The organism is Rhodopseudomonas sp. BR0G17 (assembly GCF_010907025.1).
GTDB lineage: Bacteria > Pseudomonadota > Alphaproteobacteria > Rhizobiales > Xanthobacteraceae > Rhodopseudomonas > Rhodopseudomonas palustris_H.
In genome coordinates, this window is sequence record NZ_QUML01000033.1 from 19,855 (window position 1) to 46,776 (window position 26,922).

Sequence of the window (26,922 nt, forward strand, 5' to 3'; positions counted from 1 at the left end):
AACCTGGTACTCGCCCCGCCCTAGACCTTAATGCATTTTAACGATATCGCTTCCGTCGTTCGGCGGCCGCTGCGCCGCGCTTTCGACGGGACCCTGCATGTTGGCTCGCCTGCCCCGCCAGATCGCCACGCGCACCACGCGCACCGCCCTCCTGCTCACTTTGCTGACCGGCCTCGCCGGCTGCGTCACCCAAGGCGGCACCGGCCCGATGGCCTCGGCTGGCGGCAGCGGCGTCGCGTTCGAATCCATCGACGGCCCGCCGCCGCAGGTGTTCGACCGCATGGTCGCGGTGCTCGACAGCGAATCCAAGCTGCGCCAAATCCCGGTGGTGTCGCGCGAAGGCGGCGCGGCATATCGCGTCCGCAGCTATCTGTCGGCACAGGTCCGCGGCAACCGCACCAATATCGCCTGGGTGTGGGACGTGTACGATCGCAACCAGCAGCGCACGTTGCGGCTGTCGGGCGAGGAACCGGCCGGCAACGGCCGCGATGCCTGGCAGCAGGCCGATGACGTCGTGCTGCGCCGGATCGCGCAGGCCGGCTTCACCGGGATGAGCGGCTTGGTGAACGGCGGGTTACCTGCCGACACTGCACCCGCCGCAGCCCCGGCCGAGCGCGGCCCGGCGATCGCAAGCGCCGAGCCGGCACCGGCCGCGAGCAGCGATGCGCCCTCTGCAGCCCTGAGTTTCGCTGCACGCTGATTGCTGCAATTGCACGCTACATAGGTCGAATCCGCACCGGAAAACCGTCACAACGGGTTGCCATCGCTGGCGACCGGCTGGTATCACCTCGCTCGCAAAACAGTCCGATTTCGCGAGTCAACCGATATGCTGAACGTAGTATCCACCGCGCCGAGGGGGGACGCGTCGATGTCGGGCAAGAACGGATCGGTCAAACTGGTCGCCGGCAATTCCAACCCGGCTCTGGCGCGCGACATCGCCGAATGGCTGAAGATGCCGCTCACCAAAGCGAGCGTCCGCCGCTTCGCCGATAACGAAGTCTTCGTCGAGATCCAGGAGAACGTCCGCGGCTCGGACGTCTTCATCATCCAGTCGACGTCGTTTCCGGCCAACGACCACCTGATGGAACTTCTGATCATCACCGACGCGCTGCGCCGTGCCTCGGCGCGCCGTATCACCGCGGTGATCCCGTATTTCGGCTACGCCCGCCAGGATCGTAAGGTCGGCTCGCGCTCGCCGATCTCGGCCAAGCTGGTCGCCAACCTGATCACCCATGCCGGCGTCGACCGGGTGATGACGCTGGACCTGCATGCCGGCCAGATCCAGGGCTTCTTCGACATCCCGACCGACAACCTCTACGCCTCGCCGGTGATGGTGCGCGACATCAAGGAGCGCTTCGACCTGTCGAAGGTGATGGTGGTGTCGCCCGACGTCGGCGGCGTGGTCCGCGCCCGCGGCCTCGCCAAGCGCCTCAACACCCCGCTGGCGATCATCGACAAGCGCCGCGAGCGCGCCGGCGAGTCCGAAGTGATGAACGTGATCGGCGACGTCGCCGGCTACACCTGCATCCTGCTCGACGACATCGTCGACTCCGGCGGCACGCTGGTGAACGCCGCCGAAGCGTTGCTCGCGAACGGCGCGACCGCGGTCTCCGCCTACATCACCCACGGCGTGCTGTCCGGCGGCGCCTGCGCCCGCATCAGCAACTCCAAGCTCAAAGAGCTGGTGATCACCGACTCGATCCAGGCCACCGAAGGCGTCTGCAAGGCGCCGAACATCCGCACCATCACCATCGCGTCCCTGATCGCCGAAGCGATCGGCCGCACCGCGGCGGAAGAGTCGGTGTCGAGCCTGTTCGACTAAGTTTCCCTGACCTCCGTCGTCACTCGACGCAATCAGCCTCTCTTTTGTCATTCGGGGGCGCGCCCCAATCGCGCTGCCTCTCTGTGTGTCATTCCGGGGCGCGAGCAGAGCTCGCGAACCCGGAATCCATAACCACCGCCGGTGCTGTGGAGCACGGCGGGACGACGGCTGTGCGCGACTAACGAACACAGGGAATATGGATTCCGGGTTCGCGCTTCGCGCGCCCCAGAATGACGAACGAGAGGTCTATTTTCGGAAGCGCGTCGAAGGACCTACTTCAACTACACGATCCCCGCCGCGACCTGACCGCGCAGGCGTTCGAGGCTGAGCAGGGTGTCGGCACAGGCGTGGGCGACTTCGGCGCCCTTGGCGGCGAAGTGCCGCTGGAAGTGCTCGGTGTTCGACTCGCCGCGCTCGAAGCTGTGCGGCGTCGCCACCGCGGAGAACACCGGCACCTCGGTCTTGAGCTGCACGTCCATCAGCGCCTGGATCACCGTCTGGGCAACAAAGCCGGTGAGACCGTCATCGACCACGAGGCCGGCCGCGACGATCGCGGTGTAGCGCCGGGTCTTCGCCAGCATCTGCACGTGCAGCGGAATCTCGAACGAGCCCGGCACTTCGAACAGATCGACCTGCGAGGCGACGATGCCGCGCTCGACGATCTCGCGCACGAACGACTCCCAGCAACCGGCGACCACGTCGCGATGCCACGACGACTGCACGAAGGCGACGCGCTGCGGCTTGGCGAAGCGCGGATACGACCGCTCGGCCGGCGGCGGCGCAGTCTCGGCAGGATCGGTCACGGTTTCGGTCATCGGTGGGCTCACTGGGCTGTCATCTGAAGGTCGGCTCAGGCTACCAGCGGCCGCCCCTGAATCAAAGGTTGACCATGCGGCGAAAGACTCGTGTGGAGCGAATTCCGCGCCCCGGACTCGGCTGACGCGAATCCGATTCCGTTTTGTTCTCGCGCCGCTCGCTCCGCTGTGGAGGGTTACTCTTTGGTTGTGGAATTGGCGAAGCCCGGGATTGCGCCGATTCCGCAAATCACATCATTTCATCCCTGCAACCTCGGTTCGTCCGGACTAATCCTTCCGACGCGAGCACAGGTACAGGCGCGTACCGGCCTGCCTCATGCGTATCAGCATATTCCAACGTAAGGTCGAGACGGCATGCCCTTGCTCGAAGGCATCATCGATTCACGAAATAATCCGCTCGCGGTCGTCGAAGACATCGCGGCATCGAACGACCTCGCCTTCGAGCGTTCCGGCGAGGATGAAATCACCATCGTCGCCAAGGGCCAGTGGACCGACTACACGCTGTCGTTCACCTGGATGAACGAGATCGAAGCGCTGCATCTGGCCTGCGCGTTCGACATGAAAGTGCCGGCGGCGCGCCGCAACGAAACGCTGCGGCTGATCGCAGCGATCAACGAACAGCTCTGGGTCGGACATTTCGACGTGTGGAATCACACCGGCACCGTGATGTACCGGCAGGCGCTGGTTCTGCCGGGCGGGCTGGCCGCCACCGAAGCGCAGTGCGAGACCATGCTGATCAGCGCGATCCACGCCTGCGAACGTTACTATCCGGCGATCCAGTTCACGGTGTGGGCCGGCAAGACCGCCGCCGAAGCGATGAGCGCGGCGATGTTCGACACTCAGGGCGAGGCGTGATCCAGGCGCCGCGCATCGTCGTTCGCGACGGCGCCTCCGAGCTCGACCGCGCCGCGATCCTGCGCGCGCTGATTACCCACAATGAGAAGGCCGGCGGACCATCGGGCTTTCAGCAAGTCTGCCTCGTGGTCGAAGACCCTGACACCGGCGAGACCACCGGCGGGCTGTGGGGCCGGATCATTTACGACTGGCTGTTCGTCGAATTCCTTGCCGTTCCGGAGACGGCGCGTCGCAGCGGGCTCGGCACCGAGCTGCTGAGCCGCGCCGAGCAGATCGCCAAGGACCGCGGCTGCGCCGGGGTGTGGCTCGATACCTATCAGTTTCAGGCGCCGGACTTCTACCGCAAGCACGGCTATCAGGAGTTCGGCCGCATCGCCGATCACCCGCGCGGATCGCAGCGCCTGTTCTTCATGAAGACCTTCTGATCGCTACGCGCGGGGCACAGCGCTTGTGACCCCTTCGAGCATCCAATAAAACCCGGCTGGAACACGCCGCCGTCGCGGCGCGGATGGATGTTTGCGATGACCAGCTCTGCTCAATCTCCCCTGCAACAGCTCGGCGGCACGGTGGTTCTCGCCGGCGCCGGCAAGATGGGCGGCGCACTGCTCACCGGCTGGCTGGCGCAGGGGTTGGACGGCGGCGACGTCGTGGTGATCGAGCCGCATCCGACCGACGAAATCGCCGCGCTGAGCGCGCGCGGCGTCCGCCTCAATGCATCTGCCAGCGATGTCGGCGCGGTCTCGACGCTGGTGGTCGCGGTGAAGCCGCAGATGTTCGCCGAAGCCGCCGCGGCGCTGCGCGGCTATGTCGGGCCCTCGACCCTGGTGGTGTCGATTATGGCCGGCAAGCCGATCGCAGCGCTCTCCGAGCAGCTCGGCGGCCACGTCGTCCGCGCGATGCCGAATACGCCGGCCGCGATCGGCCGCGGCATCACCGTCGCGGTCGCGGCCTCTAGCGTCACCCCCGCGCAGCGCGGCATTGCCGATGCGCTGCTGCGCGCCACCGGCGGCGTCGAATGGGTCGACGACGAAGCCCTGATCGATGCCGTAACGGCGGTATCCGGCTCGGGCCCGGCCTACGTGTTCCTGCTGGCCGAAGAACTCGCGCGCGCCGGCGTCGAAGCCGGCCTGCCCGAAGACCTCGCGATAACGCTTGCCCGCGCCACCGTCGCCGGCTCCGGCGAGTTGCTACACCGCTCCGACCTCGATGCCGCCACGCTGCGCAAGAACGTCACCTCCCCCGGTGGCACCACCGCAGCCGCGCTCGAGGTGCTGATGGCGGAGGACGGCTTCCGCCCGCTGCTGACCCGCGCGGTCGCCGCAGCAACCAAGCGGTCGAAGGAACTGGCGAAGTAGGTAGAATACCGACGTCATGCGCGGGCTCGACCCGCGCATCCATCGCGCGCGCAAGCGCGCCGAGATAATGCTCTGCACATTTCACGAAGAGGATGGATCGCCGGGTCGAGCCCGGCGATGACTATCTTCCGTTGGCGGCGTCGCCCCACACACCCACGTCATCGCCCGGCTTGACCGGGCGACCCAGTATTGCAGTGTGCTGATGATAAGTAACTGGCGCCCTGCAATACTGGATCACCCGCATACGCGGGTGATGACGGCGGAGAGTGGGGTTAGCGCTTCGGCCTACACCGGCACCCGCACCGTCGCGCGCAGGCCGCCCATCGGGCTGTCGCCGAGGGTGATGTCGCCGCCATGCGAGCGGGCGATGTCGCGGGCGATGGCGAGGCCCAGCCCGGTGCCGCCTTCGTCCTGGTTGCGGGCGTCGTCGAGCCGCAGGAACGGCTTGAACACTTCCTCGCGCATCGCCATCGGAATGCCGGGGCCGTCGTCGTCGATCGTCACCGTCAGATAGCGGTGGTCGCGTGCGCCAGTGATCGCGATGGTATGAGCGTGGCGGGCGGCGTTCGACACCAGATTGGCGAGGCAGCGCTTGAATGAGGCCGGCTTCACCGTCACCACCGGCTGGCCGGTGAAGGCGACACTGACGACGTGGCCATGGCGTTCGGCGTCGGAGCGCAATTCCTCCAAGGCCGCCGCCATATCGGTCGGCTGCGCCTGCTCGCCACTGTCGCCGCGCGCGAAGGCCAGATACGCTTCCAGCATCGCCGACATCTCATCGACGTCCTTGCGCATCCCTTCGGTCTCGGGCGCATCGCCGATCAGTTCGAGTTCGAGCTTGAAACGAGTAAGGATCGTGCGCAGGTCGTGGCTGACGCCGGCGAGCATCGCGGTGCGCTGTTCGATCGAGCGCTCGACACGGGCCTTCATCTCGATGAACGCATAGGCGGCGCGGCGCACCTCGCGGGCGCCGCGCGGCCGGAAGTTCGGCACGTCGCGGCCCTTGCCGAAGCTCTCGGCGGCATCCGCCAGCCGTAGCACCGGCCGGATCTGATTGCGCAGGAACAGCACCGCGACGATCAGCAGCACCGTCGACGTGCCGACCATCCACAGCAGGAAGATCTCGGAGTTCGACGCGTAGGCCGCGCTACGCAGCGCAAACACCCGCATCACCGCATCGTCGAGCTGAATGCGGATTTCGACCAGGCTGGAGCGGCCCACAGTATCGATCCAGAACGGCCGTGCGATCTGCCGACTGATCTGCTTGCTGATCGATTGATCGAGCAGCGAGAAGAATGGCTTCGGACCAGGCGGCGGCATTTCGCCGGGGCCGAGGAAATCGACCACGAGCCCAAGCCGGGTCTGCGCGATCCGCCGCAGCACCGCCTTGTCCTTGTCCTGCGGATAGCTCTTGTAAACGTCGATCAGCGTCGCGATGTCCTGCACCACCGCCGCCGACAGCCGCTGCGTCACCGTGTTCCAGTGCCGCTCCATGAACACGAAGGCGATCACCGACTGCAGCAGCACCATCGGCACGATGATGATCAGCAGCGCGCGGGCATACAGCCCCTTCGGCATGAAGTCGTTGAAGCGCTGTCCCAGATAACCATTGGCCGCCGACACCCGCCCATAGGCAGAGCGGATCAGCGTCAGCCCGGTGTCGAGCGTGCTCATGACGAAGACGGCCCAAATGCGCGAGCGCTGTCCCGTTCAGCGCCGATGCTGAAAGCAACGCACCCGCCCCCAGCATGGCGAGCTCCCTCGCCCCGCCCTTGCGGGGAGAGGTTGCACGGTGCCTGGGGCAAAGCTCTGCTCATCACCAAACTAATCAGGCCCTACGGCGCCGCCACCAGGCGATAGCCGATGCCGCGGACGGCTTGCAGGAACAGCGGGTTGGCGGGGTCGCGCTCGATCTTGCGGCGCAGGCGGTTGATCTGGACGTCGACCGCGCGCTCATTGGCATTGCCGGCGCCGCTGAGATCGCCGCGCGGCACCGTCTCACCGGGCGCCGCCGCCAGCATCCGCAGCATGTCGCGCTCGCGGTCGGTCAAATGGACGATCTCGTCGCCCTGGCGCAGTTCGCCGCGCTCGATGTGAAACACGTAAGGCCCGAATGCCACCGTCTCGGCCTTGGCGGCCGGCGCCGGCGCGGTGCGCTTGAGAATATTGCCGATCCGCAGCAGCAGTTCGCGCGGCTCGAACGGCTTGGCGACGTAGTCGTCGGCACCGATCTGCAGCCCTTCGATCCGGCTCTCCGCCTCGTGCCGGGCGGTGAGCATCACAATCGGCACGTCCGAGGTTTCGCGGATCGAGCGGGCGAGATCGAAGCCGGTCTCGCCGGGCATCATCACGTCGAGGATCAACAGATCGAAGTCGAGGCCGGCGAGCTTGGCGCGGGCGTCGCGCACGCTCTGCGCGGTGGTCACCCGATAGCCCTCGGAGGCGAGAAACCGCGACAGCAGATCGCGGATGCGGCGATCGTCGTCGACCAGCAGCAGATGCGGCGCATCGTCGGCGGGGCGGATCGGCTTCTTCGCCAGTGCTGCGAGCTGGATCACGTCACGTCCTTTGCGGTGGCGCCGCCGTGCAGGATGGTCTGGAGCACCTTGTCCGGATCGTCCCGATCGATCATGGCGCGCAGGAATTTGGCGACCGCCTCGGCGCCGCCGGGAGCGAGGTCGCGCAGCGCGCGATCGATCCGCTCGGTCTGCAGCCGGGCGAGTTTCTCCACCAGCGCCTCGCCCTTCGGGGTGGCGAAAAGAAGGCGCTGGCGGCGGTCGCTGTCGCCGGCCTTCTGCACGATGTAGCCCTCGTCCAGCAGCTGCTTCAGCACCCGGCTGAGCGACTGTTTGGTGATCCGCAGCACGTCGAGCAGATCGGCCACCGTCAGGCCGGGATAACGGCAGACGAAATGCACCACCCGGTGGTGGGCGCGGCCGAATCCGAACGCTTCGAGCACATGGTCGGCGTCACCGACGAAGTCCCGATAGGCGAAGAACAGCAGCTCGATGATGTCCCACCGCGGCGGATGCGGATCAGGGGCGGCCGGCGAGCGCTCGCCGGACGGCCGGACCATCTCGTTGAAATTTATGTCAGCCATGTTGACATATCAGGTCTTTATGTTACAAAACCGCCGACCAAGACGAAATAATCGACTATTCCGCTTGCGACCCCTGCCCGTGCAGTCCGATAAAGGAAGCTGCCCGGCGGCCTGCATGCGATGGTCGGACGGCTCGGCCGAAACATTAGCGGAGTTCGGCAATTCCGCCAAAACATCTCCCGGCGATGCGCCGGGACCGATAACCACTTTTGCGGCCGGCTTTCGCAGCCGGATCCGCGACAACCACGGCCACCCGCAGGCGCGCCGGTCCAGGAGAAGATCGATGGGAGTTTCGTTCGATAAGATCGACGGCTCGCTCTGGCTGAACTTCGACATCCAGCCTTCGGCGACCCCGACCCCCGACAAGGAACGCGACGCGAAGCTGGAAAACCTCGGCTTCGGCCGGGTCTTCACCGACCACATGGCGATCGTCCGCTTTGACCAGGCGCACGGCTGGCACGGCGCCCGCATCGAGGCGCGCTCGAACTTCCCGCTCGATCCGGCCCACGCCGTGCTGCACTACGCGCAGGAAATCTTCGAAGGCCTCAAGGCCTATAAGCGCGACGACGGCGGCGTGAACCTGTTCCGCCCCGACGCCAATGCGCGCCGCTTCCGCGACAGCGCCGACCGCATGGCGATGGCGCAGCTGCCCGAGCAGGTGTTCATCGAGGCGATCGAGCAGCTGGTGAAGATCGACCGCAACTGGATTCCGGGCGGCGAAGGCAGCCTGTATCTGCGGCCGTTCATGATCGCCAGCGAAGTATTCCTCGGCGTCAAGCCGTCGGCGGAGTACATCTTCTCGGTGATCGCCTCGCCGGTCGGCTCGTACTTCAAGGGCGGCCCCGCCCCGGTGTCGATCTGGGTGTCGGAGACCTACACCCGCGCGGCGGTCGGCGGCACCGGCGGCGTCAAGTGCGGCGGCAACTACGCGGCCAGCTTGCGCGCCCAGGCCGAGGCGATCGAGCGCGGCTGCGACCAGGTGGTGTTCCTCGATGCGCTCGAGCGCCGCTACGTCGAAGAGCTCGGCGGCATGAACGTGTTCTTCGTGTTCGACGACGGCTCGCTGTCGACGCCGCCGCTCGGCACCATCCTGCCCGGCATCACCCGCGACTCGATCATCACGCTGGCGCGCGACGCCGGCCGCGTGGTCCGCGAGGAGCCGTACACGATCGATCAGTGGCGCGCCGACGCGGCCTCCGGCAAGCTCAAGGAAGCGTTCGCCTGCGGCACCGCCGCGGTGATCTCGCCGATCGGCAAGGTGTGCTCAAACCACGGCGACTTCACCATCAACGGCGGCCAGGCCGGCGAGGTGGCGATGGGCCTGCGCAAGCAGCTCGTCGACATCCAATACGGCCGCACGCCGGACAAGCACGGCTGGATCCGCAAGGTGATCTGAGCCACCTCTCGACGGGCTATTTCGGGGCGCTGACGAAGTCAGCGAACCCGGAATCTCTCTTTGGTAACAAGCTTCAGACCCGACCGCAGCGTAACCTCTCCCGCTTGCGGGAGAGGTCGGATCGCGCATCGATCCGGGTGAGGGCACTCCTCTCTACGGATCGCTGGCTCACTGCCTGGGGCGCCCTCACCCCGGCCCTCTCCCGCAAGCGGGAGAGGGAGCGCGCCGTGCTCGGGGCGCGGCCGCGCACTACGCGTCGACGCCCAACTACCTCCGCCCGAACAGCTTCTCGATATCGGCCAGCGTCAGTTCGACATAGGTCGGGCGGCCGTGGTTGCATTGGCCGGAGTTCGGCGTCGCTTCCATCTCACGCAGCAGTGCGTTCATCTCTTCGGGCTTGAGCACGCGCCCGGCGCGGACCGAGCCGTGGCAGGCCATGGTGGCGGCGACGTGCATCAGGCGGCGCTCCAGCGGCAGCGCTTCGTCCCATTCGGCCATGTGCTCGGCGAGATCGCGCAGCAGGCCTGACGCATTGGTCTTGCCGAGCAGCGACGGCGTTTCGCGCACCGCAACTGCGCCGGGGCCGAAGCTCTCGATGACCAGGCCGAACTTCGCCAGCTCCTCGGCCCGCGCGACCAGGCGCTCAACCGTCGCCTCGTCCATCTCGACGATGTCGGGGATCAGCAGGATCTGGCGTTGCACGCCGTTGGCGTCGAGCGAAGCTTTGAGCCGCTCATAGACGATCCGCTCGTGCGCGGCGTGCTGATCGATCACGATCAAACCGTCGCGGGTCTGCGACACGATGTAGGTCTCGTGGATCTGCGTGCGCGCAGCACCGAGCGGCCGGTCGAGCAGATCCGGCGTCACCTCGGTCGGACGAATGTCGGCGCTCGGCGCGCCGACATCGAACGCCGCCTGCGTACGCTCGGCAAACGACGGCGCCGCACTGCCGCCGACCGGGTAGGACGGCGACGAACGCCAGTCCCAATTCGCCGGCGGCATCGAGGCAGGACGAAATGTCGAGATCACGCTGCTGGCGCTGTTGGCCGCGGTGCGCCGGCCTTCGCGTGCCAAGCCATCCTTCAGCGCGTGCACTATCAGCGCGCGGACCAGACCGGAGTTGCGGAACCGCACCTCGGTCTTGGCCGGATGGACGTTGGCGTCGACCTCGCGCGCATCCAGCGTCACGAACAGCGCCACCACCGGATGGCGGTCGCGCGGCAAGTAGTCCGAATAGGCGGCGCGCACCGCCCCTAAGATCAGCTTGTCGCGCACCGGGCGGCCGTTGACGAACAGATACTGCCCGAGCGCATTGGCTTTGGTCAGCGACGGCGCCGCCGCGAAGCCTTCGACGATCACGCCCTCGCGCTCGGCGCGGACTTCGATGGCGTTGGCGCGAAACTCGGCGCCGAGAATGTCGCCGAGCCGGATCAGTTGCCCCGGCGCGCCCGGCAGCGCCGCCGCCCAGGTCACCGGCGCGCGCTCTTCGCCGGCCAGCGTGAAGGCCACGTCCGGCCGCGCCATCGCCAGCCGCCGCACCACTTCGCGGATCGCTTCGGCCTCGGTGCGATCAGTCTTGAGAAACTTCAGCCGCGCCGGCGTTGCAAAGAACAGATCGGCGACTTCGACGCGGGTCCCCTGCGTTAGCGCGGCCGGCGCGATCGGGGTCTTGTCACCGCCTTCGACCCGCAGGCTCCAGGCGTGCGGCTCGGTTGCATGGCGCGTGGTGATCGACAGCCGAGCCACCGCCCCGATCGACGGCAGCGCTTCGCCGCGAAACCCGAGGGTGCGGATCTGCAGCAGGTCCTCGTCATCGAGCTTGGAGGTGGCGTGACGATCGACCGCGAGTGCGAGATCGGCTGCCGTCATGCCGGAGCCATCGTCGGCGATGACGATCTTCCGCCGCCCGCCGCCGTCCGAAAAGATGTCGATCCGGCTGGCGCCGGCATCGATCGCATTCTCGACCAGCTCCTTCACCACGCTCGCCGGCCGCTCCACCACCTCGCCGGCGGCGATGCGGTTGACGATGGTTTCGGGAAGTTGGCGGACGGGCATACGGCGACTCTTTGTGGACCTGAAGTTTAAGCGACCTTGGTGCGGATGGCGATGCGGCGGCAAACCAGAGCTCTCTTCACCCTCCCCTGGAGGGGGAGGGTCGGCACGCGGTCCGCGAAGCGGAGTGCGTGACGGGGTGGGGTGAGCCGCGGGCGCGGCGGATGAACTCTTCGCCACCCCACCCCGCTCGCTAAAGCGAGCGACCCTCCCCCTCCAGGGGAGGGTAAAGGGACTCAATCATCGAAGCTCTTGCCGCTCCGCCCGGCCTTGATGTCGCCGCGGCGCTTCTTGCCTTCGAGGCGGCGCTTCTTCGAGCCCAGCGTCGGCCGGGTGGCGCGGCGCGGGATCGGGCGCACCAGCGAAGCCTTCAGCAATTCTTCGAGCCGCTCCAGCGCATCGGCGCGGTTGCGCTCCTGGGTGCGGAAGCGGTCGGCGCGGATGACGATGACGCCGTCCTTGGTCATGCGCTGGCCGGCGAGCCCGACCAGCCGCGCGGCGGCATCCTCTGGCAACGCGATCTTGGCAGTGTCGAACCGAAGCTGGGCCGCGGTCGACAGCTTGTTGACGTTCTGCCCGCCCGGCCCGGAGGCGCGGATGAAGCTGATCTCGATGTCGTCGTCCTCGATCACGAGGTTGCGGCTGATCCGCAGCATGGGGCACCAAAGCGGTTGATGCCGCGCGGACCGCACGGCGGCCTGCTGTTTAGCACGGTCGAGCCGCTTGCGCCCCCTCTCCCCGCCGGCGGGGAGAGGTTCAGTCGTGCTCGGAGAGAGGTCGCGGCGAATGCGAGTCTGAGCGTGGTGCTAATTCGCCCGCGGCACCGGCGGAGCGCCGGCCGGTTTGACGGCCGGTTGGGCTGCAGCCTGGGGCTGGCGGCCGACCACCACGGTGAGCAGACCGTTCGACCACAGCCGCTGCGCGACGCGCTTGGCATCTGCCAGCGTCACCGCGTTGACCACTTCGCTGCGCTTGTCGATGTAATCGATCGGCAGGCCGTCGTTCTGATACTGCAGCAGCGCCTGCGCCAGCTTGGCCGAGGTGTCGAGCGACAGCATCTGCGAGCCGTTGATGTAGGACTTCGCCTCGGCAAGCTCCTGCTCGCTCGGCCCCTGCTCGCCGATCCGCTTCACCTCGGCGGTGATGGCGTCGATCGTCTCGGTGGCGCGGTCGGCGCGGGTGCCGGTCGAGCCGATGAACAGCGCCGAATGCTGCATCCACAGCAGCTGCTCGTAGATCGAATAGGCGAGCCCGCGCTTCTCGCGCACTTCGCGATACAGCCGCGACGACAGCGAACCGCCGCCGAGGATGTGATTGACCACATAGGCGGCCATGAAATCCTGATCGTCGCGCTTGATGCCCGGTCCGCCGAACATCACCACGGTCTGCGGCACGTCGAGCGTGACGTTGGTCCGCTGCGGCGGTTTGGCGGCGACGACGTCCGGCACCGGCGTGAGCTGCGCCTTGGCCGGCAGGCTACCGAAGGTGTCGTCGAGCAGCTTGGCCAGCGTAGCGGCATCGACGTCGCCGACCACAGCGATCTTCAGCGTGTCCTTCGCCAGCACCCGGCCGACATAGCCCTTCATGTCCTCGATGGTGACCTTGGGCAGACTCTCCGGCGTCCCGGTTGAAGGTCGGCCATAGGGGTGATCGCCGAACGCAACTTCAAGAAACTTGCGGCTGGCGAGGTTGTTCGGATCGAGCGCCTGACGGCGCAGCGTCGACAACAGCTGCGCGCGAATCCGCTCGACGTCCTTCGGCTCGAACCGCGCCTGGGTCATCGAGGTGTGCAACAGACCGAACGCTTCGTTGCGGTCGTCCTTCAGCATCCGCAGCGAGCCGCGGAAGTAATCGCGGGTCACCGAGTAGGACAGTTGGATGGCGCGGCGATCCAGCCGCTCATGGAACGTCGCCGAATCCATGTCGCCGGAGCCTTCGTCGAGCAGGTTGGCGACCATGTGGCCGACGCCCGGCTTGTCGGCCGGATCCTGGCTGGCGCCGCCGTCGAACGAATACTCCATCGAGATCAGCGGCACGGTGGCATCCTGCACGAACCACGCGACCAGACCGCCGGGTGTCACCAGCCGCTGGATCTTGGCGGCCGCATGAGACGGCACCGCGGACAAAGCGACCGCCAGGCCGACGCAGGCGGCAAGCGCGAATTGCTTGGCAAAGCCGGCGCGGGTCACGACGAGAGCAGCGGTCAGGCGCCGCGCGGACAACAGATCGATGCTCACGAGCGCTTCTCCTCCTGCTTGGCGGCGGGTCCGGTGACCAGATAGCCGGTCGCCGAGCGATTGCGGTCGAGCCACTGCTTGGCGGCGGCACGCACATCATCGGACGTAACGGCACGGATGCGGTCGGGCCAGCTCTGCACGTCCTGGACGCTGAGGCCGGTGGTCAGCGCCTGACCGTACCAGCGCGCCAGCGTCGCCTGATTGTCCTGCGCATAGACCGCGGCGGCGATCAGCTGGGTCTTGACGCGCTCCAGATCCTCGGAGCGAACCGGATTGGCGACGACATCGGCGATCACTTCGTCGATCTTCTTCTCGATCGCCGCAAAATCGACACCCGGCTTCGGCGTGCCGGCGACGATGAAGTAGCTGTCGTCGAGCGCATTGCCCTGGTAGTTGGCGCCCACCGTGATCGCCAGCGGATTGTCGATCACCAGCGCGCGGTACAGATACGAATTGCTGCCGTGGCCGAGCAGTTGCGCCAGCACTTCCAGCGCAGCGCTGTCGCCCTTGGCGCCGGTGTGGGCCGACGGCACCAAATAATAGCGCCGCACCGCCGGCTGTTCGACGCGCGGATCAGCGAGCGTCACCGTGCGCGGCCCCGCCGGTGTCGGCTCCTGCGGGCGGATACGCTGCGGCGGGATCGCCGGCTGCGCCGGGATCGTTCCATAGATCCGCTCGGCCAGCGGGCGGACCTCATCGGCCTCGATGTCGCCGGCGATCACCAGCGTGGCGTTGTTGGGCGCGTAGAACCGGCGATAGAACGCCAGGGCATCCTCGCGATCGAGCTTGGCGATCTCCTGATGCCAGCCGATCACCGGCCGGCCGTAGGGATGGTTGAGATACAGCGCCGCCATGATCTGCTCGGTGAGCCGCGCATCCGGATCGTTGGCGACCCGCATGTTGTACTCTTCGAGCACGACGTCGCGCTCCGGCAGCACGTTCTCGTCCTTCAGCACCAGGCCGGTCATGCGGTCGGCCTCGAACGTCATCATCTGTTCGAGGTGGGACTTCGGCACGCGCTGGAAGTAGCCGGTGAAGTCGTAGGAGGTGAACGCATTCTCGTTGCCGCCGATCTTCAGCACGGTCTGCGAGAACTCGCCGGCCGGATGCTTCTCGGTGCCCTTGAACATCAGATGTTCGAGGAAATGCGCCAATCCCGATTTGCCGGGCGTCTCGTCGGCGGAGCCGACCTTGTACCAGATCATCTGCGTGACCACCGGCGTGCGGTGATCCGGGATCACCACCACCCGAAGGCCGTTCTGCAGCGTGAAGGTCGCGGGCGGCGCGGCGGTGACGGTCTGCGCGGCGGCAGGCGTCCCGACCACCACGGCGGCAAGGACGGCGAGCGCGGCGAGCGGGCGGCGGCGCGGAGCGGCGGATGCGGTCATATCAGGCATCATCCAGGCTGGAGGACGGATCAGGCCGAGCGCCTGTCCGAAGAACAAGGCGCAAACCGTCGGCAGCGGCGCTGACGCGCACGCTGTTCGACAGAACGAGAGATGGGAATGCCGCGCGATGCGGCGAGCCGGGGTGAACGAGGACAGACGGCAACCAGGCTCAATTGCTGGTTTCTTTGCCCGACATGATGTCCATTCGCTTGCTGCCGAGCGCTTCCTTCGGTCCGGTGCCGTAGGCGAAGTTCGGCGACGGCGTCTGGTAGCCGGACGGCGGCTGGGTCAGGTTCTCGCGGGTCGGCTCGCCGGTGAAGGTCGCGGTTTCGGTCTTGCTGCCTCCGCCGAGCACGCCCCACAACGAGCCGTTGAAGCCGAGCTGCGAGGGGCTCAACATCGGATTGTTCTGCTGGTTGCCGGGCTGCATCGGATCGTTGCCGCCCTTGGCGGCGTCGGCGCGGACCGATTTGAGCTGCGACGGCGTCAGCGGCTGGGCCGATTCCCACGGATTCGGCTTGGCCTTGGCTTCGGCCGCTTTGATTTCCTTGCGGCGCTGCAGGTCGGCGTCCTTCGGCCAGTTCGGCGCCGGCGCGGCGGCCGCGGCGGTTTCCGGCGGCGGCAGTTCGAGCTTCGGCGGCACCACCAGCGGCGAGCGCTCGCGATAATTGATGCCGGAATTGTCCATGTTGGTGGCGCCGATGCCGGACATCAGGCCCTTGATGATCTTTTCCTCGAAGGTGGAGTCGTCCGCCTCTTCCTGGTCCTGGGCGCGGGCGATTCCGACCGTCAGCACCATGCCGACCCCGAGGGCAACGGCGGCGACCCGGGCGGTGCGGAGCAGCGCGGCGGTGGACGTTCCCGTCTTCGGAAGGCGGCTGTCGGTCTGGCGCATGGCGTTGATCCTATTCACGTCTTGCGATCGGGCCGCAACCCGGAAGCAGGCCCAATTCCGCGCGGTCGGTATCGGCCGGGATCAGGGCGCTTTTGCGGCGGGTAGCCCTATCAGGGAGTCATACAGCAGGGCTGCCACCCCGACAACAATCGCCACGTCGGCGATGTTGAACACGTACCAGTTGTAGGTTTTGCCGCCAATTTCGGCGTGAAGCAGGGCAAAATCGACCACCGCGCCATAGGCCAGCCGGTCGATCGCATTGCCGATCGCCCCGCCGATGATCAGACCGAGACCGATCGTCGCAAGTTTGGTGGTGGAGCGCGCCATCCAGATCGCCAGCGCCACCACGGCCACCACTTTGAACGCCAGCATCAGCATCTGCCCGGTCGGCCCCTGGCCGGAGAACCAGCCGTAGGAAATCCCGGTGTTCCAGGCGAGCACCAGATCGAAGAACGGAAGCACCTGCACCACGCCCTTCCGCGCCAGCTCGAACCCGTGCAGCAGCCAAAGCTTGCTGGCCTGGTCGAGCGCCAGCGCGACGATGGCGGCGAGAACGCCGAGGCGGACGGGGGTCATGATGCAGCGCCCATCCCAAAACGAGGCGTCGTCATGCTCGGCGATGACGGCGAAGGAACCACCGGCACGGCCCCCTCATCCTGAGGAGCGGCGTCTTCGCCGCGTCTCGAAGGATGAGGGCCACGCCACCTCATGGTTCGAGACGCGCGCCCGAGGGCGCGCTCCTCACCATGAGGGGCCGGTGCGCGTGTCACGCCTCTCAAGACGCCGCGCCGCCCAGCGCCTTCCACTCCCGCAGCGCCTGAGCGTCGCGGGGGGAGACGTCGGGATACTCGGCGTCCGAGCCGACGCTCGACAGGATCTTCCACGACCGGGCGCATTTGGTGCCCTGCGCCCGCTCGATCACTACGCCGACGTCGGCGAGCTCCGGCAGCCGGAACGCATCGGCCGGCGGGGTGTCGTTGCCACGCAGGATCTCGACCATCGCGTTCGAGGTGATGCAGATCTCCGCCCAGTCGACGTCGAACAGATCGCCCATGAAGGCTTCCGGCAGATAGATCATCGGCGAGGCTTCGAGCGACGAGCCGATCCGCTTCGCGGCTCGCTCGACTTCCAGCGCGCCGGTGACGACCTTGCGGATCGTACGGATCACCCGCCACTTTTTCTCCAGCGCCTCGTCGCGATATTCGCCGAGGTCGAGCGGGAACAGCGTCAGGTGCACGCTCGGCTCGGCGTCAGGCCGGTACATGCCCCACGCTTCGTCAGCGGTGAACGACAGCATCGGCGCCAGCCACTTCAGGATCGCGTCGCAGATGATGTCGATCGTGGTCAGCGCCGCCTTGCGCGCCAGCGACGACGGCGGGTCGCAGTACAGCGTGTCCTTGCGAATGTCGAAATAGAACGCCGACAGCTCGGTGTTCATGAACGCCGCCAGCGAGGCCACCACGGTCTTGTAGTCGAACTCCGCATAGGCAGCGCGCACCGTCGCGCTCTGCTCGGCGAGCTGATGCAGCATCAGCCGCTCCAGCTCCGGCATGTCGGCGAACGCCACCGCCTCGTCGCGCTTGAAGTGATGCAGCGTGCCGAGCATCCAGCGGATCGAGTTGCGCAGCTTGCGATAGGTCTCGACCACGTTCTTGAGTATCTCGGGGCCGATGCGCTGATCGTCAGCGTAGTCGGTGGCGCACACCCACAGCCTCAGGATATCGGCGCCGGAGGACGCGATCACCTTGGCCGGATCGGTGGTGTTGCCGAGCGACTTCGACATCTTGCGACCCTGCTCATCGAGCGTGAAGCCATGGGTCAGCACGACGTCGTAGGGCGCGCGGCCGCGGGTGCCGCAGCTCTCGAGCAGCGACGAATGGAACCAGCCGCGATGCTGATCGCTGCCTTCCAGATACATCACCGTATCGGCGCCGCCGTCGACCTTGCGGCGGATGCCGGCGAGGCCGGGGAAGTTCTGCGCATCTTCCAGCACGAACGCATGGGTCGAACCGGAGTCGAACCAGACGTCGAGAATGTCGTCGACCTTTCGCCAGCCTTCCGCGGCGCGATCGCCCAGGAAGCGCTCAGCCGCGCCTTCGGCGTACCAGGCGTCGGCGCCTTCCTGCATGAAGGCTTCGGCGATGCGCGCGTTGACTTCGTCGTCGACCAGGATCTCGGCCGAGCCGTCCCCGGTCTCACGCACGAACACCGCAATCGGCACGCCCCAAGCACGTTGCCGCGAGATCACCCAGTCTGGCCGGCCAGAGATCATGCCGGTGATGCGGTTCTGCCCGGCCGGCGGCACCCATTGCGTGACGGAGATGGCGTGCAGGGCGCGATTGCGGATGGTGTCATCGACCGGTTCATCGTCGATGAATTCGACGTCGTCGAACTTTATCGGAGGAAGCTCTGGCAGAAGTGCGTCCGTTATCGGCTTGTCCATCGCAATGAACCACTGAGGCGTATTGCGATAGATCACCGGCTTTTTGGAACGCCAGGAGTGTGGATACTGATGCTTGAGCTTTGAGCGAGCGAGCAGCATTCCAGCGTCGCCAAGTTGCTCGATCACGGCGTCGTTAGCGTCGGCTTTTTCGCCTTTATCATTTAGAACACGTTTGCCCGTGAAGCCCGGCGCCTGTTCGGTAAAGGCACTGTTTTCATCGACAGTGTAAGGGATAGTCGACTTGATCCCCCATTCTTGCAGCTTGCGCGCAAAGCGGGTCCATATTTCAAAGTCGTCGCGCCCGTGCCCAGGCGCAGTGTGAACGAACCCCGTTCCGGTATCGTCAGTAACATGATCGCCCCACAGGAGCGGAACCTTGAAGTCGTATCCGGGGATTGTTCGCGCGAAGGGATGCGAGCAAGTTAGAGAGATACTCTGTGCGGGATCGTCGAACTCTACATTAGACAGCCTTTTGCCAACCACCCTGGCTTGATTCAAAACTGATTCTGCAAGCTTGTCAGCGAGAACCAACCTCTCACCGACTTTCGTCCAATTATCAGTCGGAGCTTCGGTCACTTCGTAGAGGCCGTACTCGATGTCCAGCGAGAAGCTGATCGCCCGATTTCCCGGGATGGTCCATGGGGTGGTCGTCCAAATTACAACTGAGCTTTGTAGCAGCGCGTCGCGGAGATTTCGCTTCTCCTCGAGGTGCTCGGGCGTCATCTGCTCATGAGGCTCACCCAAGCGGGCTTCGATCACCGGAAACTTCACCCACACCGTATCCGAGGTGTAGTCCTCGTAATCGACCTCGGCCTCGGCCAACGCGGTCTTTTCGACCACGCTCCACATCACCGGCTTGGAGCCGCGATACAGCGTGCCGTTGGCGGCGAACTTCATCAGCTCGCGGGCGATCTGCGCCTCGGCGAAGTAGTTCATCGTGGCGTAGGGATGATCCCAGTCGCCGATCACGCCGAGCCGCTTGAACTCCTCGCGCTGCACGTTCAGCCATTTGGTGGCGTAGGCGCGGCACTCCTTGCGGAACGCGATGATCGCCGCGGAGTCCTTGAAGTTCGGCTTCGGCTTACCCTTGGAGCGGTAGTTCTCTTCCTCGATCTTCCACTCGATCGGCAGGCCGTGACAGTCCCAGCCGGGCACGTAGTTGGAGTCGAACCCGAGCATCTGCTGGCTCTTGGTCACGACGTCCTTGAGGATCTTGTTCAGCGCATGCCCGATATGGATGTTGCCGTTGGCGTAGGGCGGGCCGTCGTGCAGCACGAATTTGGCGCGGCCCCGGGCGCTTTCGCGCAGCTTGCCGTAGAGGTCCATCTCCTCCCAGCGCTTCAGCAGCTCCGGCTCGCGCTGCGGCAGTCCGGCGCGCATCGGAAACTCCGTCTGCGGCAGGAAGAGCGTTTTGGAATAATCGTTGACGTCGGATTTTTCAGGCTTGTCGGACATGGAAGCTCTGGGTCAAGAGGCGCTGACACGATCGATCGCGATGAAGTGAGACGGGTCCCGGTCTTGCGCCGAACTCAAAGCTCAGGCGGAAGCCGGGCCGATAATGCTGATGATGGCGCGCCGTGCAGACATGCGGGCATTCATTAGCAGGCGGTCGCAGGATCGCAAAGCCCTGCGGCGGTCATCCTTGCGTCTGGCCGCCCTTCCCCAGCGGCTTGGCCGGGTTGCCGCCGACGATCGAATGGGGGGCGACGTCGCGGGTCACGACGCTGCCGGCTCCGATCACGGCACCGTCGCCGATGCTGATGCCGGGCAGGATGATGGCACCACCGCCGATCCAGACGTCGTTGCCGATCGTCACCGGGCGGCCGAACTCCAGGCCCTCACGGCGGGTGGCGGCGTCGCGCGGATGGTCGGCGGCGTAGATCTGCACCGCCGGACCGATCTGGGTGCGATCGCCGATCCGGACCGGCATGATGTCCAGGATCACGCAGTTGAAATTCAGAAAAACGTTATCGCCGAGGAAGATGTTGTAGCCGCAGTCGCAGAAGAACGGCGGCCGCACCACCGCGCTCTTGCCGACATGGCCGAAATGCTCGGACAGCAGCACGTGCCGCTCCGCCGCCGGCAGCGCGCCCGAGGCGTTGTAGCGGACGATCCAGGCCTTGTTGGCGGCCTCGTCGGCGGCGAGCTCCGGGCTGCCGGGGCGATACAGCTCGCCCGCCAGCATCTTCTCCTTCTCGGTCCGGTTCATCGCAACCTGCCGAGCTTGGGGAACGCGCCGTGGTCGGCGGCGAGCGCCGCGCGGGCGCGGGCGGAGTCGTCGTCCATCTGCCGGATCAGCGCCTCGATGCTCTCGAACTTCTCCTCGTCGCGGATGAAGGCGATGAAGGCGACGTCGAGCGTCTCGCCGTACAGCGGTTCATTGAAATCGAACACGAACACTTCGAGCAGCGGCGCGCCATTGTCGAAGGTCGGGCGGCGGCCGAAATTCGCCACCGCGTCGTAGTGCTTACCGCCGCGGCCGACCCGCACCGCATAAATGCCGTGCTTCAGGCGGCACTCCGGATCGAGCCTGATATTGGCGGTCGGATAGCCAAGGTCGCGGCCGCGCTTGTCGCCATGGATCACCTCGCCGGTGACGAACCACGGACCGCCCAGCATCTCGGTGGCGGCAGCGATGTGGCCCTCCTCCAGGCATTTGCGGATCGCGCTCGACGACACCGGATGGTCGCCGAAATCGACATGCGGCTGGACGTCGACTTCGATCCCGAGCGACGGCGCTTCGGCGACCAGCATCGACGGCGAACCACCACGGCCCTTGCCGAAGTGGAAATCGTAGCCGATCGCGATGCCCTGCACGCCGAGCCGGCCGATCAGCTCGTGCTGGATGAAGTCGTGCGCCGTGGTTGACGCCCGACGCGCGTCGAAGCTGAGGATCACCGCACCGTCGAGTCCGGTGCCGGCGAGCAGCCGCAGCTTGGCGGTCTCGTCGGTGAGCCGGAATTGCGGCACGTCGGGGCTGAAGAACTTGCGCGGGTGCGGCTCGAACGTCACCGCCAGGGCCGGCGCCTTCTTGATCCGCGCCATGTCGAGGCAGGCGCCAATCACGGCCCGGTGGCCGCGGTGGACGCCGTCGAAATTGCCCATCGCCACCACCGCGCCCTTGGGGATCACGGCCGTCGGCGTATCGTCGCGGATTACGGCAAAGCCTGTCATTTGGGATTCAGTTCATCGCGTTCAGGAGGGACCCGGACCGTGACGCGGAGCCGCGCGCGGTGTCAAGCCATCGTGCGGCCTGGGACACCTTCGGGAAGGTCTGCAGCGAGGCGTGGGGGGCTCAACCGCCGCGCAGCGGCGGGACTTCGAGCTGGTCACGGCGGCAGGCGCGGCGGTCGATTTCCTCGCAGGCCCGGAATTGCAGATCCTTGCTCATGCAGATCCGCACCTCGCTGAGCCGCTTGCGGTCGCACATCACCGCAATCGCCGAATTCGACAGGCCCGGATTGACCTTGATGAAGGCGGCCTCGACCTCGTCGGCGGTGACGGTGCGCGGCTCCTTGGCGTCGATGAAGTCCGGCGGAATCCGGACCGCGGCGCGGGCCTTGCGGATCTGCTCGAAATAGCTGCGCTGCGACAGCCCTGCGCAGGTGCCGTGCTTGTCCCACTCGTTATAGATCAGCCCCGGCGCCGGCATCAGGTCGAGCATCGAGTCGACGATGCGGCGGTCGAGCCGAGGCGCGGGACGCTCGCAATATTCCGGAAAGCCGCGCTCGTATTGCGGCCACAGCCCGTGGACCACGAAGGCGAACGGCCGGCCGCCGCACTGCAACTGCTGCGAGCGGCCGCTGAGGCCGCGTTCGGACGCCTGCTCGCAATAAGACGGCGACCACGACAGCGCCAGCACGTAGAAATCGAACGCACCGGGCGCATTCTGACGGCGATCCTGCGCCTCGGCTGCGGCCGAGGTGAACAGAGCCCCCACCACCGCGCAGGCGGCGATCAACGACCGTCGTCGACGTACAAATCCAAGCATGTGACAGGGCCCTGCTGCTGGAAGTGCGAAAAGCCTACCAGGACTCAGGAACGTTTCAAGAACGCAAATGGTCGATAGCGCCGCGGTTCAGCGCGGCGCGCCGCTCAGGGCTTGGCGGCCTTGCAGGCCGGATTGAACGCCCAATTGCGGTCGACGCCGACAACGCAGAACTCGACGCCATCGGTGAAGCCGGCGAGACCGCCGTCCTCGATGACCGAGAAATACACCGGACGGGTCTTGCCGTCGTTCAGCAGCGCGTCGGCGGCACAGAAGCGGCGCGGAATGTTGTCGCTCTGCCAGGGACGGAACGCGACGTCGCGGACCTTCGCATACGCAGTGATGCGCAGATCCGAATTCCAGAAGGTGCCTTCCTTCTCGGCGAACTGGTGGGTGATCGACGGCAGCGCCGCTTCGCATGGCGGCAGATTGCCGTCATAACGCGGACCCGACAGCCAGAAGTTCATCTCCAGCGGATTGGCCGCCTGAGCGGTGGGCGCCAGCGCGAACAGGCCAAGCAAGGCCGCGACCGCGGCGACGGGCGTTTTCAACGTCGAAATGAATCGCATGGCTCATCCACCGGAATTCGATGCGGCGGACGGTGCCGCGAAGCCATGCCAAGGTCAAGTGCGGGCCGGCCACACCTCGGCAGAACCCCACGCGGAACGCGGGGCGTGTTCTTTCCATTCTCATGGCGGCGTTCTAGACTCGAACGCAGCGACAGAGGGAGATCACGATGCGATTGATGGGGGCTGCCGGCTTGGCCGTTCTGGGTGCGGTGCTGGCAAGCACGGCGGCGCGCGCCGATTATGTGCCGCCGTTCAAGGGCAATGATACCGGCGGAATCATCTCCACCAGCCTGATCGGCCACGCCGACGTCCGCGCCATGGCGGTCGATCACTGCGCCCGCTACGGCAAGGTGGTGAAGCTGCTCGGCGTGCAGGCCAATTACGGCGGCTACATCTCGTTCGCGTGCCGCTGGGTGCCGTATGGCGCCGACGAGCGGCCGCTGCGCACCAAATACTGATCGGAGCCGCAGCGATGAGCCGTCGCCATCCGTCTCGCATCTGGCTGCTTTCCCTGCTGCTCGCCGCGCCAGTGACGGCGGCACAGGCGATCGACCTGCCGACCCGCAAGCCGGGACTGTGGGAGCTGAAGATGCAGGGCTCCGGCTCCGGGCAGAACGTCGCGATCCAGCACTGCACCGACGAGACCATCGACAAGAAGATGAATGCGGCGGTGCAGCCGCTGGCCACCGAAGCCTGCTCAGCGCCGACGATCCAGAAGACCGCGACCGGCTACACCAACGATTCGGTGTGCAAGGTCGCTGGAATGACCACGACCTCGCACGCCGAGATCACCGGTGACTTCAATTCGGCCTACACGGTCAAGGTGACATCGCACAACGAGAACCCGCTGCCCGGCGTTCCCAAGGAGTCCGCCACGACGCTGGATGCGAAATGGCTCGGCCCCTGCAAGGACGGCCAGAAGCCCGGCGACATCGTGATGCCCGGCGGGATCAAGATGAACATCGCCGACATGGACAAGCTGAAGGCGCTGTTGCCGAAGTCGAAGTGACGGCCCCGGAAGCTGGCGCAAAAGTCACACCCGCCGACCTTCATCGGTACCTCCGTTGACAGCGGAGGCGCTTGCCGCAATGTTACATTGTAACGTTGCGTGGCGGGGGACGACGCCGGCACCGTGAGAGGCTGGGGCGGCATGGATTGGGTGCGGACGAACATCCGGTGGGGCGCGCGGCTGGCGTTGATCGCGCTCGCCCTGCAGTTCGCCGCCGCGTTCGGCCACTTCCACGGATTCGAACCGCCTGCGCTGCAGATTGCCCAGGCCGACTCGGCCAATGGCCCAGCCGAACCCGATACTGACCATCATCACCCCGGCGTCGACCTCTGCGCGATCTGCGCAGTCGTCTCGATGGCGAGCCTGGCGCTGGCCGCGACACCGCCGGCGCTGCCGCCGCAGCAGGCGCATTCCTTCCACTACCGCCTCGCCGTCCTCGACGACGCCGAATTGTCGTCACCGCCCGCCGGCTTTCAGCCGCGCGGCCCCCCTTTGTCCTGACCGCCGATCCCTTGTGAATGCCGCGCCGAGCCGGTCTCCGGCGGCGTGCGGACCAACGTGATCGATCTGCGTCGTCGCAGATCCCGGCTCCGCTGCGAGCCGGCAGTCAGGACAGAACCATGTCATCTCGCCTCAAGACCGGGCTGTTGCTCGGCACCGCAACGCTCGCCGCGTGCAGCGCCGGCGCGCCGGCCGCGCGCGCCCAAACCGCCCTCCCCGAAGTCACCGTCACGGCGCCGAGCCCGATTCAGCGCCGCCACCACACCGAAGCGAAGCCGCGTCCGGCGACGCGCGTCGCGGCTCCAGCGAGGCAGCGCGGCCCCGCGCCGGCCGAAACGCCGCCAGTCGCCCAGGCCACCCCGGCGCCGCAGCCCGGCATCCTGCCGATCGTCACCGACCAGTTCGCCACCGTCACGGTGGTGCCGAACGAAGAAATCCGCCGCAGCGGCGGCGGCACGCTGGGCGATCTGCTCGGCAACAAACCCGGCATCAGCGCCTCGCAATACGCGCCCGGCGGCGCCAGCCGCCCGATCATCCGCGGCCTCGACGTCAACCGTGTCAGCATCATCGAGAACGGCACCGGCAGCAACGGCGCGTCCGACCTCGGCGAAGACCACTTCGTGCCGGTCGATCCGCTCTCCACCAATCAGGTCGAAGTGATCCGCGGCCCGGCCACGCTGCGCTACGGCTCGACCGCGATCGGCGGCGTGGTCAGCGCCACCAACAACCGGATTCCCGACGCGCTGCCGCCCTGCGCGCAGCCGTTCCAGAGCTATGGCCTAGCCAAGCCGCCGACGCTGTTCGGCGGCGCCGGCTGCATGAACGGCGAAGTCCGCAGCGCCGTCAGCTCGGTCGATCGCGGCGTCGAAGGCGCGGTGCTGCTCGATGCCGGCGGCAACAACGTCGCGGTCCATGCCGACGTCTATGGCCGCAATGCCGGCGACTACAATGTGCCGAGCTATCCGTATGCGGCGCCCGGCATGCCGTTCAACGGTCGCCAGCCGAATTCCGCCGCGACTGCCGCGGGCGCCTCGGTCGGCGGCTCGTATCTGTTCGACGGCGGCTTCATCGGCGCGTCGGTCACCCAGAACAATTCGCTGTATCACATCCCCGGCGTCGAGGGCTCACAGGTCGGCACCCGGATCGATGCCAAGCAGACCAAGTTCAATGCCAAGGGCGAGTATCGTCCGGATGCGGCCGCGATCGACGCGATCCGGTTCTGGGTCGGCGCCACCGACTACAAGCACAACGAAGTCGGCCAGGCGACGGCCGGCGATCCGACCACCGACGGCGTGCGCCAGACCTTCACCAATCGCGAGCAGGAAGGCCGGCTCGAGGTGCAGCTCGCGCCGTTCAACGCCGGCTTCGCGGCGATCACCACCGCGGTCGGCGTCCAGGCCAGCCATCAGGAACTGACGGCGCCGAGCCCGGACGATCCAGGCAGCCCGCTGAACGGTCTGTTCGATCCGAACAAGAACACCAAGGCGGCCGGCTACGTCTTCAACGAGCTGCAGTTCACCAGCACCACCAAGGCGCAGGTCGCCGGCCGCATCGAGCATGTCGAACTGTCTGGCACCACGCCGGCGTTCGTGCCGGAGATCTTCGACCTCAACACCGATCCGAGCGCGATCGGCCCGGCGACCCAGCGCAACCTGTCGTTCACGCCGAAGAGCTTCAGCGTCGGCCTGATCCAGGCCCTGCCGTGGGATCTGTCGGCGAGCATCACCGGGCAATATGTCGAGCGCGCGCCGAAGCCGGCCGAACTGTTCTCGCGCGGCGGCCACGACGCCACCGCCACCTTCGACATCGGCAATCCCAACCTGAAGATCGAAACCGCCAAGTCGGTCGAGGTCGGGCTGCGCCGCGCCACCGGACCGTTCCGGTTCGAGATCACCGCCTACTACACCCAGTTCAGCGGCTTCATCTATCGGCGGCTGACCGGCAACACTTGCGACGACGCCTCCTGCGTCGATCCCGGCACCGGCACGCTCGAATTGAACCAGGCGATCTACTCGCAGCGTGACGCCACCTTCAAGGGCGGCGAATTCCAGAGCCAGCTCGACGTCGCCCAGCTCTATGGCGGCACCTTCGGCATCGAGAACCAGTTCGACATCGTGCGGGCGACCTTCGCGGACGGCACCAACGTGCCGCGAATTCCGCCGATGCGGGTCGGCGGCGGCCTGTTCTGGCGCGATGCCAACTGGCTGATGAAGGTCAACCTGCTGCACGCCTTCGCGCAGAACGACGTAGCGCCGATCGCCGAAACCACGACGCCCGGCTACAATCTGCTGAAGGCCGAAGTCAGCTACCGGACCAAGCTCGACCCCAACGCCTGGGGCGCGCGCGAGATGCTGGTCGGCATCGTCGGCAACAATCTGCTCAACGAAGACATCCGGATCGCGACGTCCTACAGCAAGGACAACGTGCTGATGCCCGGCATCGGCGTGCGGGCCTTCGCGAATTTGAAGTTCTGAGCAGCCATGGGCGCGGGGCGCCT

25 protein-coding genes are annotated in these 26,922 nt (G+C 66.4%); 10 read left to right on the top strand and 15 right to left on the bottom strand.

Features of this window, described 5'->3' with window-relative positions; genetic code table 11:
• The first annotated feature begins 97 nt into the window (after window positions 1-97).
• The gene (locus DY467_RS20740; protein WP_164638663.1) at window positions 98-700 is read left to right on the top strand and encodes a hypothetical protein; all 603 of its coding nucleotides are present in this window, start codon (window positions 98-100) and stop codon (window positions 698-700) included.
• 168 nt (window positions 701-868) lie between these two features.
• Window positions 869-1,822, top strand: coding sequence for a ribose-phosphate pyrophosphokinase (locus DY467_RS20745; protein ID WP_107345936.1), 954 nt, complete (start codon window positions 869-871; stop codon window positions 1,820-1,822).
• Window positions 1,823-2,103: 281 nt separating this feature from the next.
• Here the strand turns inward: DY467_RS20745 and DY467_RS20750 are convergent, their stop codons facing one another.
• On the bottom strand, window positions 2,104-2,637 hold the full coding sequence (locus DY467_RS20750; protein ID WP_107345937.1) for a 6,7-dimethyl-8-ribityllumazine synthase: 534 nt from the start codon (window positions 2,635-2,637) through the stop codon (window positions 2,104-2,106).
• A gap of 354 nt (window positions 2,638-2,991) precedes the next feature.
• Here DY467_RS20750 and DY467_RS20755 point away from each other — a divergent pair, with 354 nt between their 5' ends.
• From DY467_RS20755 to proC, 3 genes are all read left to right on the top strand, one after another.
• Window positions 2,992-3,492 (top strand): type III secretion system chaperone family protein, encoded by a 501-nt coding sequence (locus DY467_RS20755; RefSeq protein WP_107345938.1) that lies wholly within the window; start codon window positions 2,992-2,994, stop codon window positions 3,490-3,492.
• Window positions 3,489-3,917 (top strand): GNAT family N-acetyltransferase, encoded by a 429-nt coding sequence (locus DY467_RS20760; RefSeq protein WP_164638664.1) that lies wholly within the window; start codon window positions 3,489-3,491, stop codon window positions 3,915-3,917. Before DY467_RS20755 ends, DY467_RS20760 begins: the two co-directional genes overlap by 4 nt.
• Window positions 3,918-4,013: 96 nt before the next feature.
• On the top strand, window positions 4,014-4,847 hold the full coding sequence (proC, locus tag DY467_RS20765) for a pyrroline-5-carboxylate reductase (protein WP_502706450.1): 834 nt from the start codon (window positions 4,014-4,016) through the stop codon (window positions 4,845-4,847).
• A 285-nt stretch (window positions 4,848-5,132) separates the two neighbouring features.
• Here proC and DY467_RS20770 read toward each other — a convergent pair whose 3' ends face one another.
• From DY467_RS20770 to DY467_RS20780, 3 genes are all read right to left on the bottom strand, one after another.
• The gene (locus tag DY467_RS20770; protein ID WP_164638667.1) at window positions 5,133-6,521 is read right to left on the bottom strand and encodes an ATP-binding protein; all 1,389 of its coding nucleotides are present in this window, start codon (window positions 6,519-6,521) and stop codon (window positions 5,133-5,135) included.
• 161 nt (window positions 6,522-6,682) lie between these two features.
• Complete coding sequence (locus DY467_RS20775) at window positions 6,683-7,405, bottom strand: response regulator (protein WP_107345942.1); 723 nt, start codon at window positions 7,403-7,405, stop codon at window positions 6,683-6,685.
• Window positions 7,402-7,947: a MarR family winged helix-turn-helix transcriptional regulator gene (locus DY467_RS20780; protein WP_164574107.1), complete on the bottom strand. Its 546-nt coding sequence runs from the start codon at window positions 7,945-7,947 to the stop codon at window positions 7,402-7,404. Before DY467_RS20780 ends, DY467_RS20775 begins: the two co-directional genes overlap by 4 nt.
• A 283-nt stretch (window positions 7,948-8,230) precedes the next feature.
• Here DY467_RS20780 and DY467_RS20785 point away from each other — a divergent pair, with 283 nt between their 5' ends.
• Window positions 8,231-9,343: a branched-chain amino acid aminotransferase gene (locus DY467_RS20785; protein WP_164638670.1), complete on the top strand. Its 1,113-nt coding sequence runs from the start codon at window positions 8,231-8,233 to the stop codon at window positions 9,341-9,343.
• Between the two features lie 267 nt (window positions 9,344-9,610).
• Here DY467_RS20785 and mutL read toward each other — a convergent pair whose 3' ends face one another.
• From mutL to DY467_RS20840, 11 genes are all read right to left on the bottom strand, one after another.
• Window positions 9,611-11,398, bottom strand: coding sequence for a DNA mismatch repair endonuclease MutL (mutL, locus tag DY467_RS20790; protein WP_164638672.1), 1,788 nt, complete (start codon window positions 11,396-11,398; stop codon window positions 9,611-9,613).
• Between the two features lie 233 nt (window positions 11,399-11,631).
• Window positions 11,632-12,051, bottom strand: a complete 420-nt coding sequence (arfB, locus tag DY467_RS20795) for an alternative ribosome rescue aminoacyl-tRNA hydrolase ArfB (RefSeq protein ID WP_107345946.1) — start codon at window positions 12,049-12,051, stop codon at window positions 11,632-11,634.
• Window positions 12,052-12,201: 150 nt separating this feature from the next.
• A complete protein-coding gene (locus DY467_RS20800; protein ID WP_349627671.1) occupies window positions 12,202-13,584 on the bottom strand; it encodes a M16 family metallopeptidase in 1,383 nt (460 codons plus the stop codon).
• A 44-nt stretch (window positions 13,585-13,628) separates the two neighbouring features.
• Window positions 13,629-15,020, bottom strand: coding sequence for a M16 family metallopeptidase (locus DY467_RS20805; protein WP_164638676.1), 1,392 nt, complete (start codon window positions 15,018-15,020; stop codon window positions 13,629-13,631).
• Between the two features lie 169 nt (window positions 15,021-15,189).
• Window positions 15,190-15,915, bottom strand: a complete 726-nt coding sequence (locus tag DY467_RS20810; protein ID WP_164638678.1) for a hypothetical protein — start codon at window positions 15,913-15,915, stop codon at window positions 15,190-15,192.
• An 81-nt stretch (window positions 15,916-15,996) separates the two neighbouring features.
• On the bottom strand, window positions 15,997-16,491 hold the full coding sequence (gene lspA, locus DY467_RS20815) for a signal peptidase II (RefSeq protein WP_164638680.1): 495 nt from the start codon (window positions 16,489-16,491) through the stop codon (window positions 15,997-15,999).
• Between the two features lie 199 nt (window positions 16,492-16,690).
• Complete coding sequence (gene ileS / locus DY467_RS20820) at window positions 16,691-19,813, bottom strand: isoleucine--tRNA ligase (RefSeq protein ID WP_164638682.1); 3,123 nt, start codon at window positions 19,811-19,813, stop codon at window positions 16,691-16,693.
• Window positions 19,814-19,994: 181 nt separating this feature from the next.
• Window positions 19,995-20,567, bottom strand: coding sequence for a sugar O-acetyltransferase (locus DY467_RS20825; RefSeq protein ID WP_164638684.1), 573 nt, complete (start codon window positions 20,565-20,567; stop codon window positions 19,995-19,997).
• Window positions 20,564-21,532, bottom strand: coding sequence for a bifunctional riboflavin kinase/FAD synthetase (locus DY467_RS20830; RefSeq protein ID WP_164638686.1), 969 nt, complete (start codon window positions 21,530-21,532; stop codon window positions 20,564-20,566). The genes DY467_RS20825 and DY467_RS20830 overlap by 4 nt, the downstream gene beginning before the upstream one ends.
• A 121-nt stretch (window positions 21,533-21,653) precedes the next feature.
• A complete protein-coding gene (locus DY467_RS20835) occupies window positions 21,654-22,349 on the bottom strand; it encodes a ribonuclease T2 family protein (RefSeq protein ID WP_164638688.1) in 696 nt (231 codons plus the stop codon).
• 104 nt (window positions 22,350-22,453) lie between these two features.
• Window positions 22,454-22,915, bottom strand: a complete 462-nt coding sequence (locus DY467_RS20840) for a hypothetical protein (protein WP_107345956.1) — start codon at window positions 22,913-22,915, stop codon at window positions 22,454-22,456.
• 167 nt (window positions 22,916-23,082) lie between these two features.
• Between DY467_RS20840 and DY467_RS20845 the strand changes: the two genes are divergently transcribed.
• The 4 genes from DY467_RS20845 to DY467_RS20860 all read left to right on the top strand — a co-directional run bounded on the left by DY467_RS20845 (window position 23,083) and on the right by DY467_RS20860 (window position 26,899).
• Window positions 23,083-23,373 carry a hypothetical protein gene (locus DY467_RS20845; protein ID WP_107345957.1) on the top strand — a complete coding sequence of 97 codons (291 nt, stop codon included), beginning with the start codon at window positions 23,083-23,085 and terminating at the stop codon, window positions 23,371-23,373.
• 14 nt (window positions 23,374-23,387) lie between these two features.
• Window positions 23,388-23,924, top strand: a complete 537-nt coding sequence (locus tag DY467_RS20850; RefSeq protein WP_164638690.1) for a DUF3617 domain-containing protein — start codon at window positions 23,388-23,390, stop codon at window positions 23,922-23,924.
• 99 nt (window positions 23,925-24,023) lie between these two features.
• Window positions 24,024-24,425: a hypothetical protein gene (locus DY467_RS20855; protein ID WP_349627670.1), complete on the top strand. Its 402-nt coding sequence runs from the start codon at window positions 24,024-24,026 to the stop codon at window positions 24,423-24,425.
• Between the two features lie 119 nt (window positions 24,426-24,544).
• On the top strand, window positions 24,545-26,899 hold the full coding sequence (locus tag DY467_RS20860) for a TonB-dependent receptor (protein WP_164638691.1): 2,355 nt from the start codon (window positions 24,545-24,547) through the stop codon (window positions 26,897-26,899).
• The last annotated feature ends 23 nt before the right edge of the window (window positions 26,900-26,922 follow it).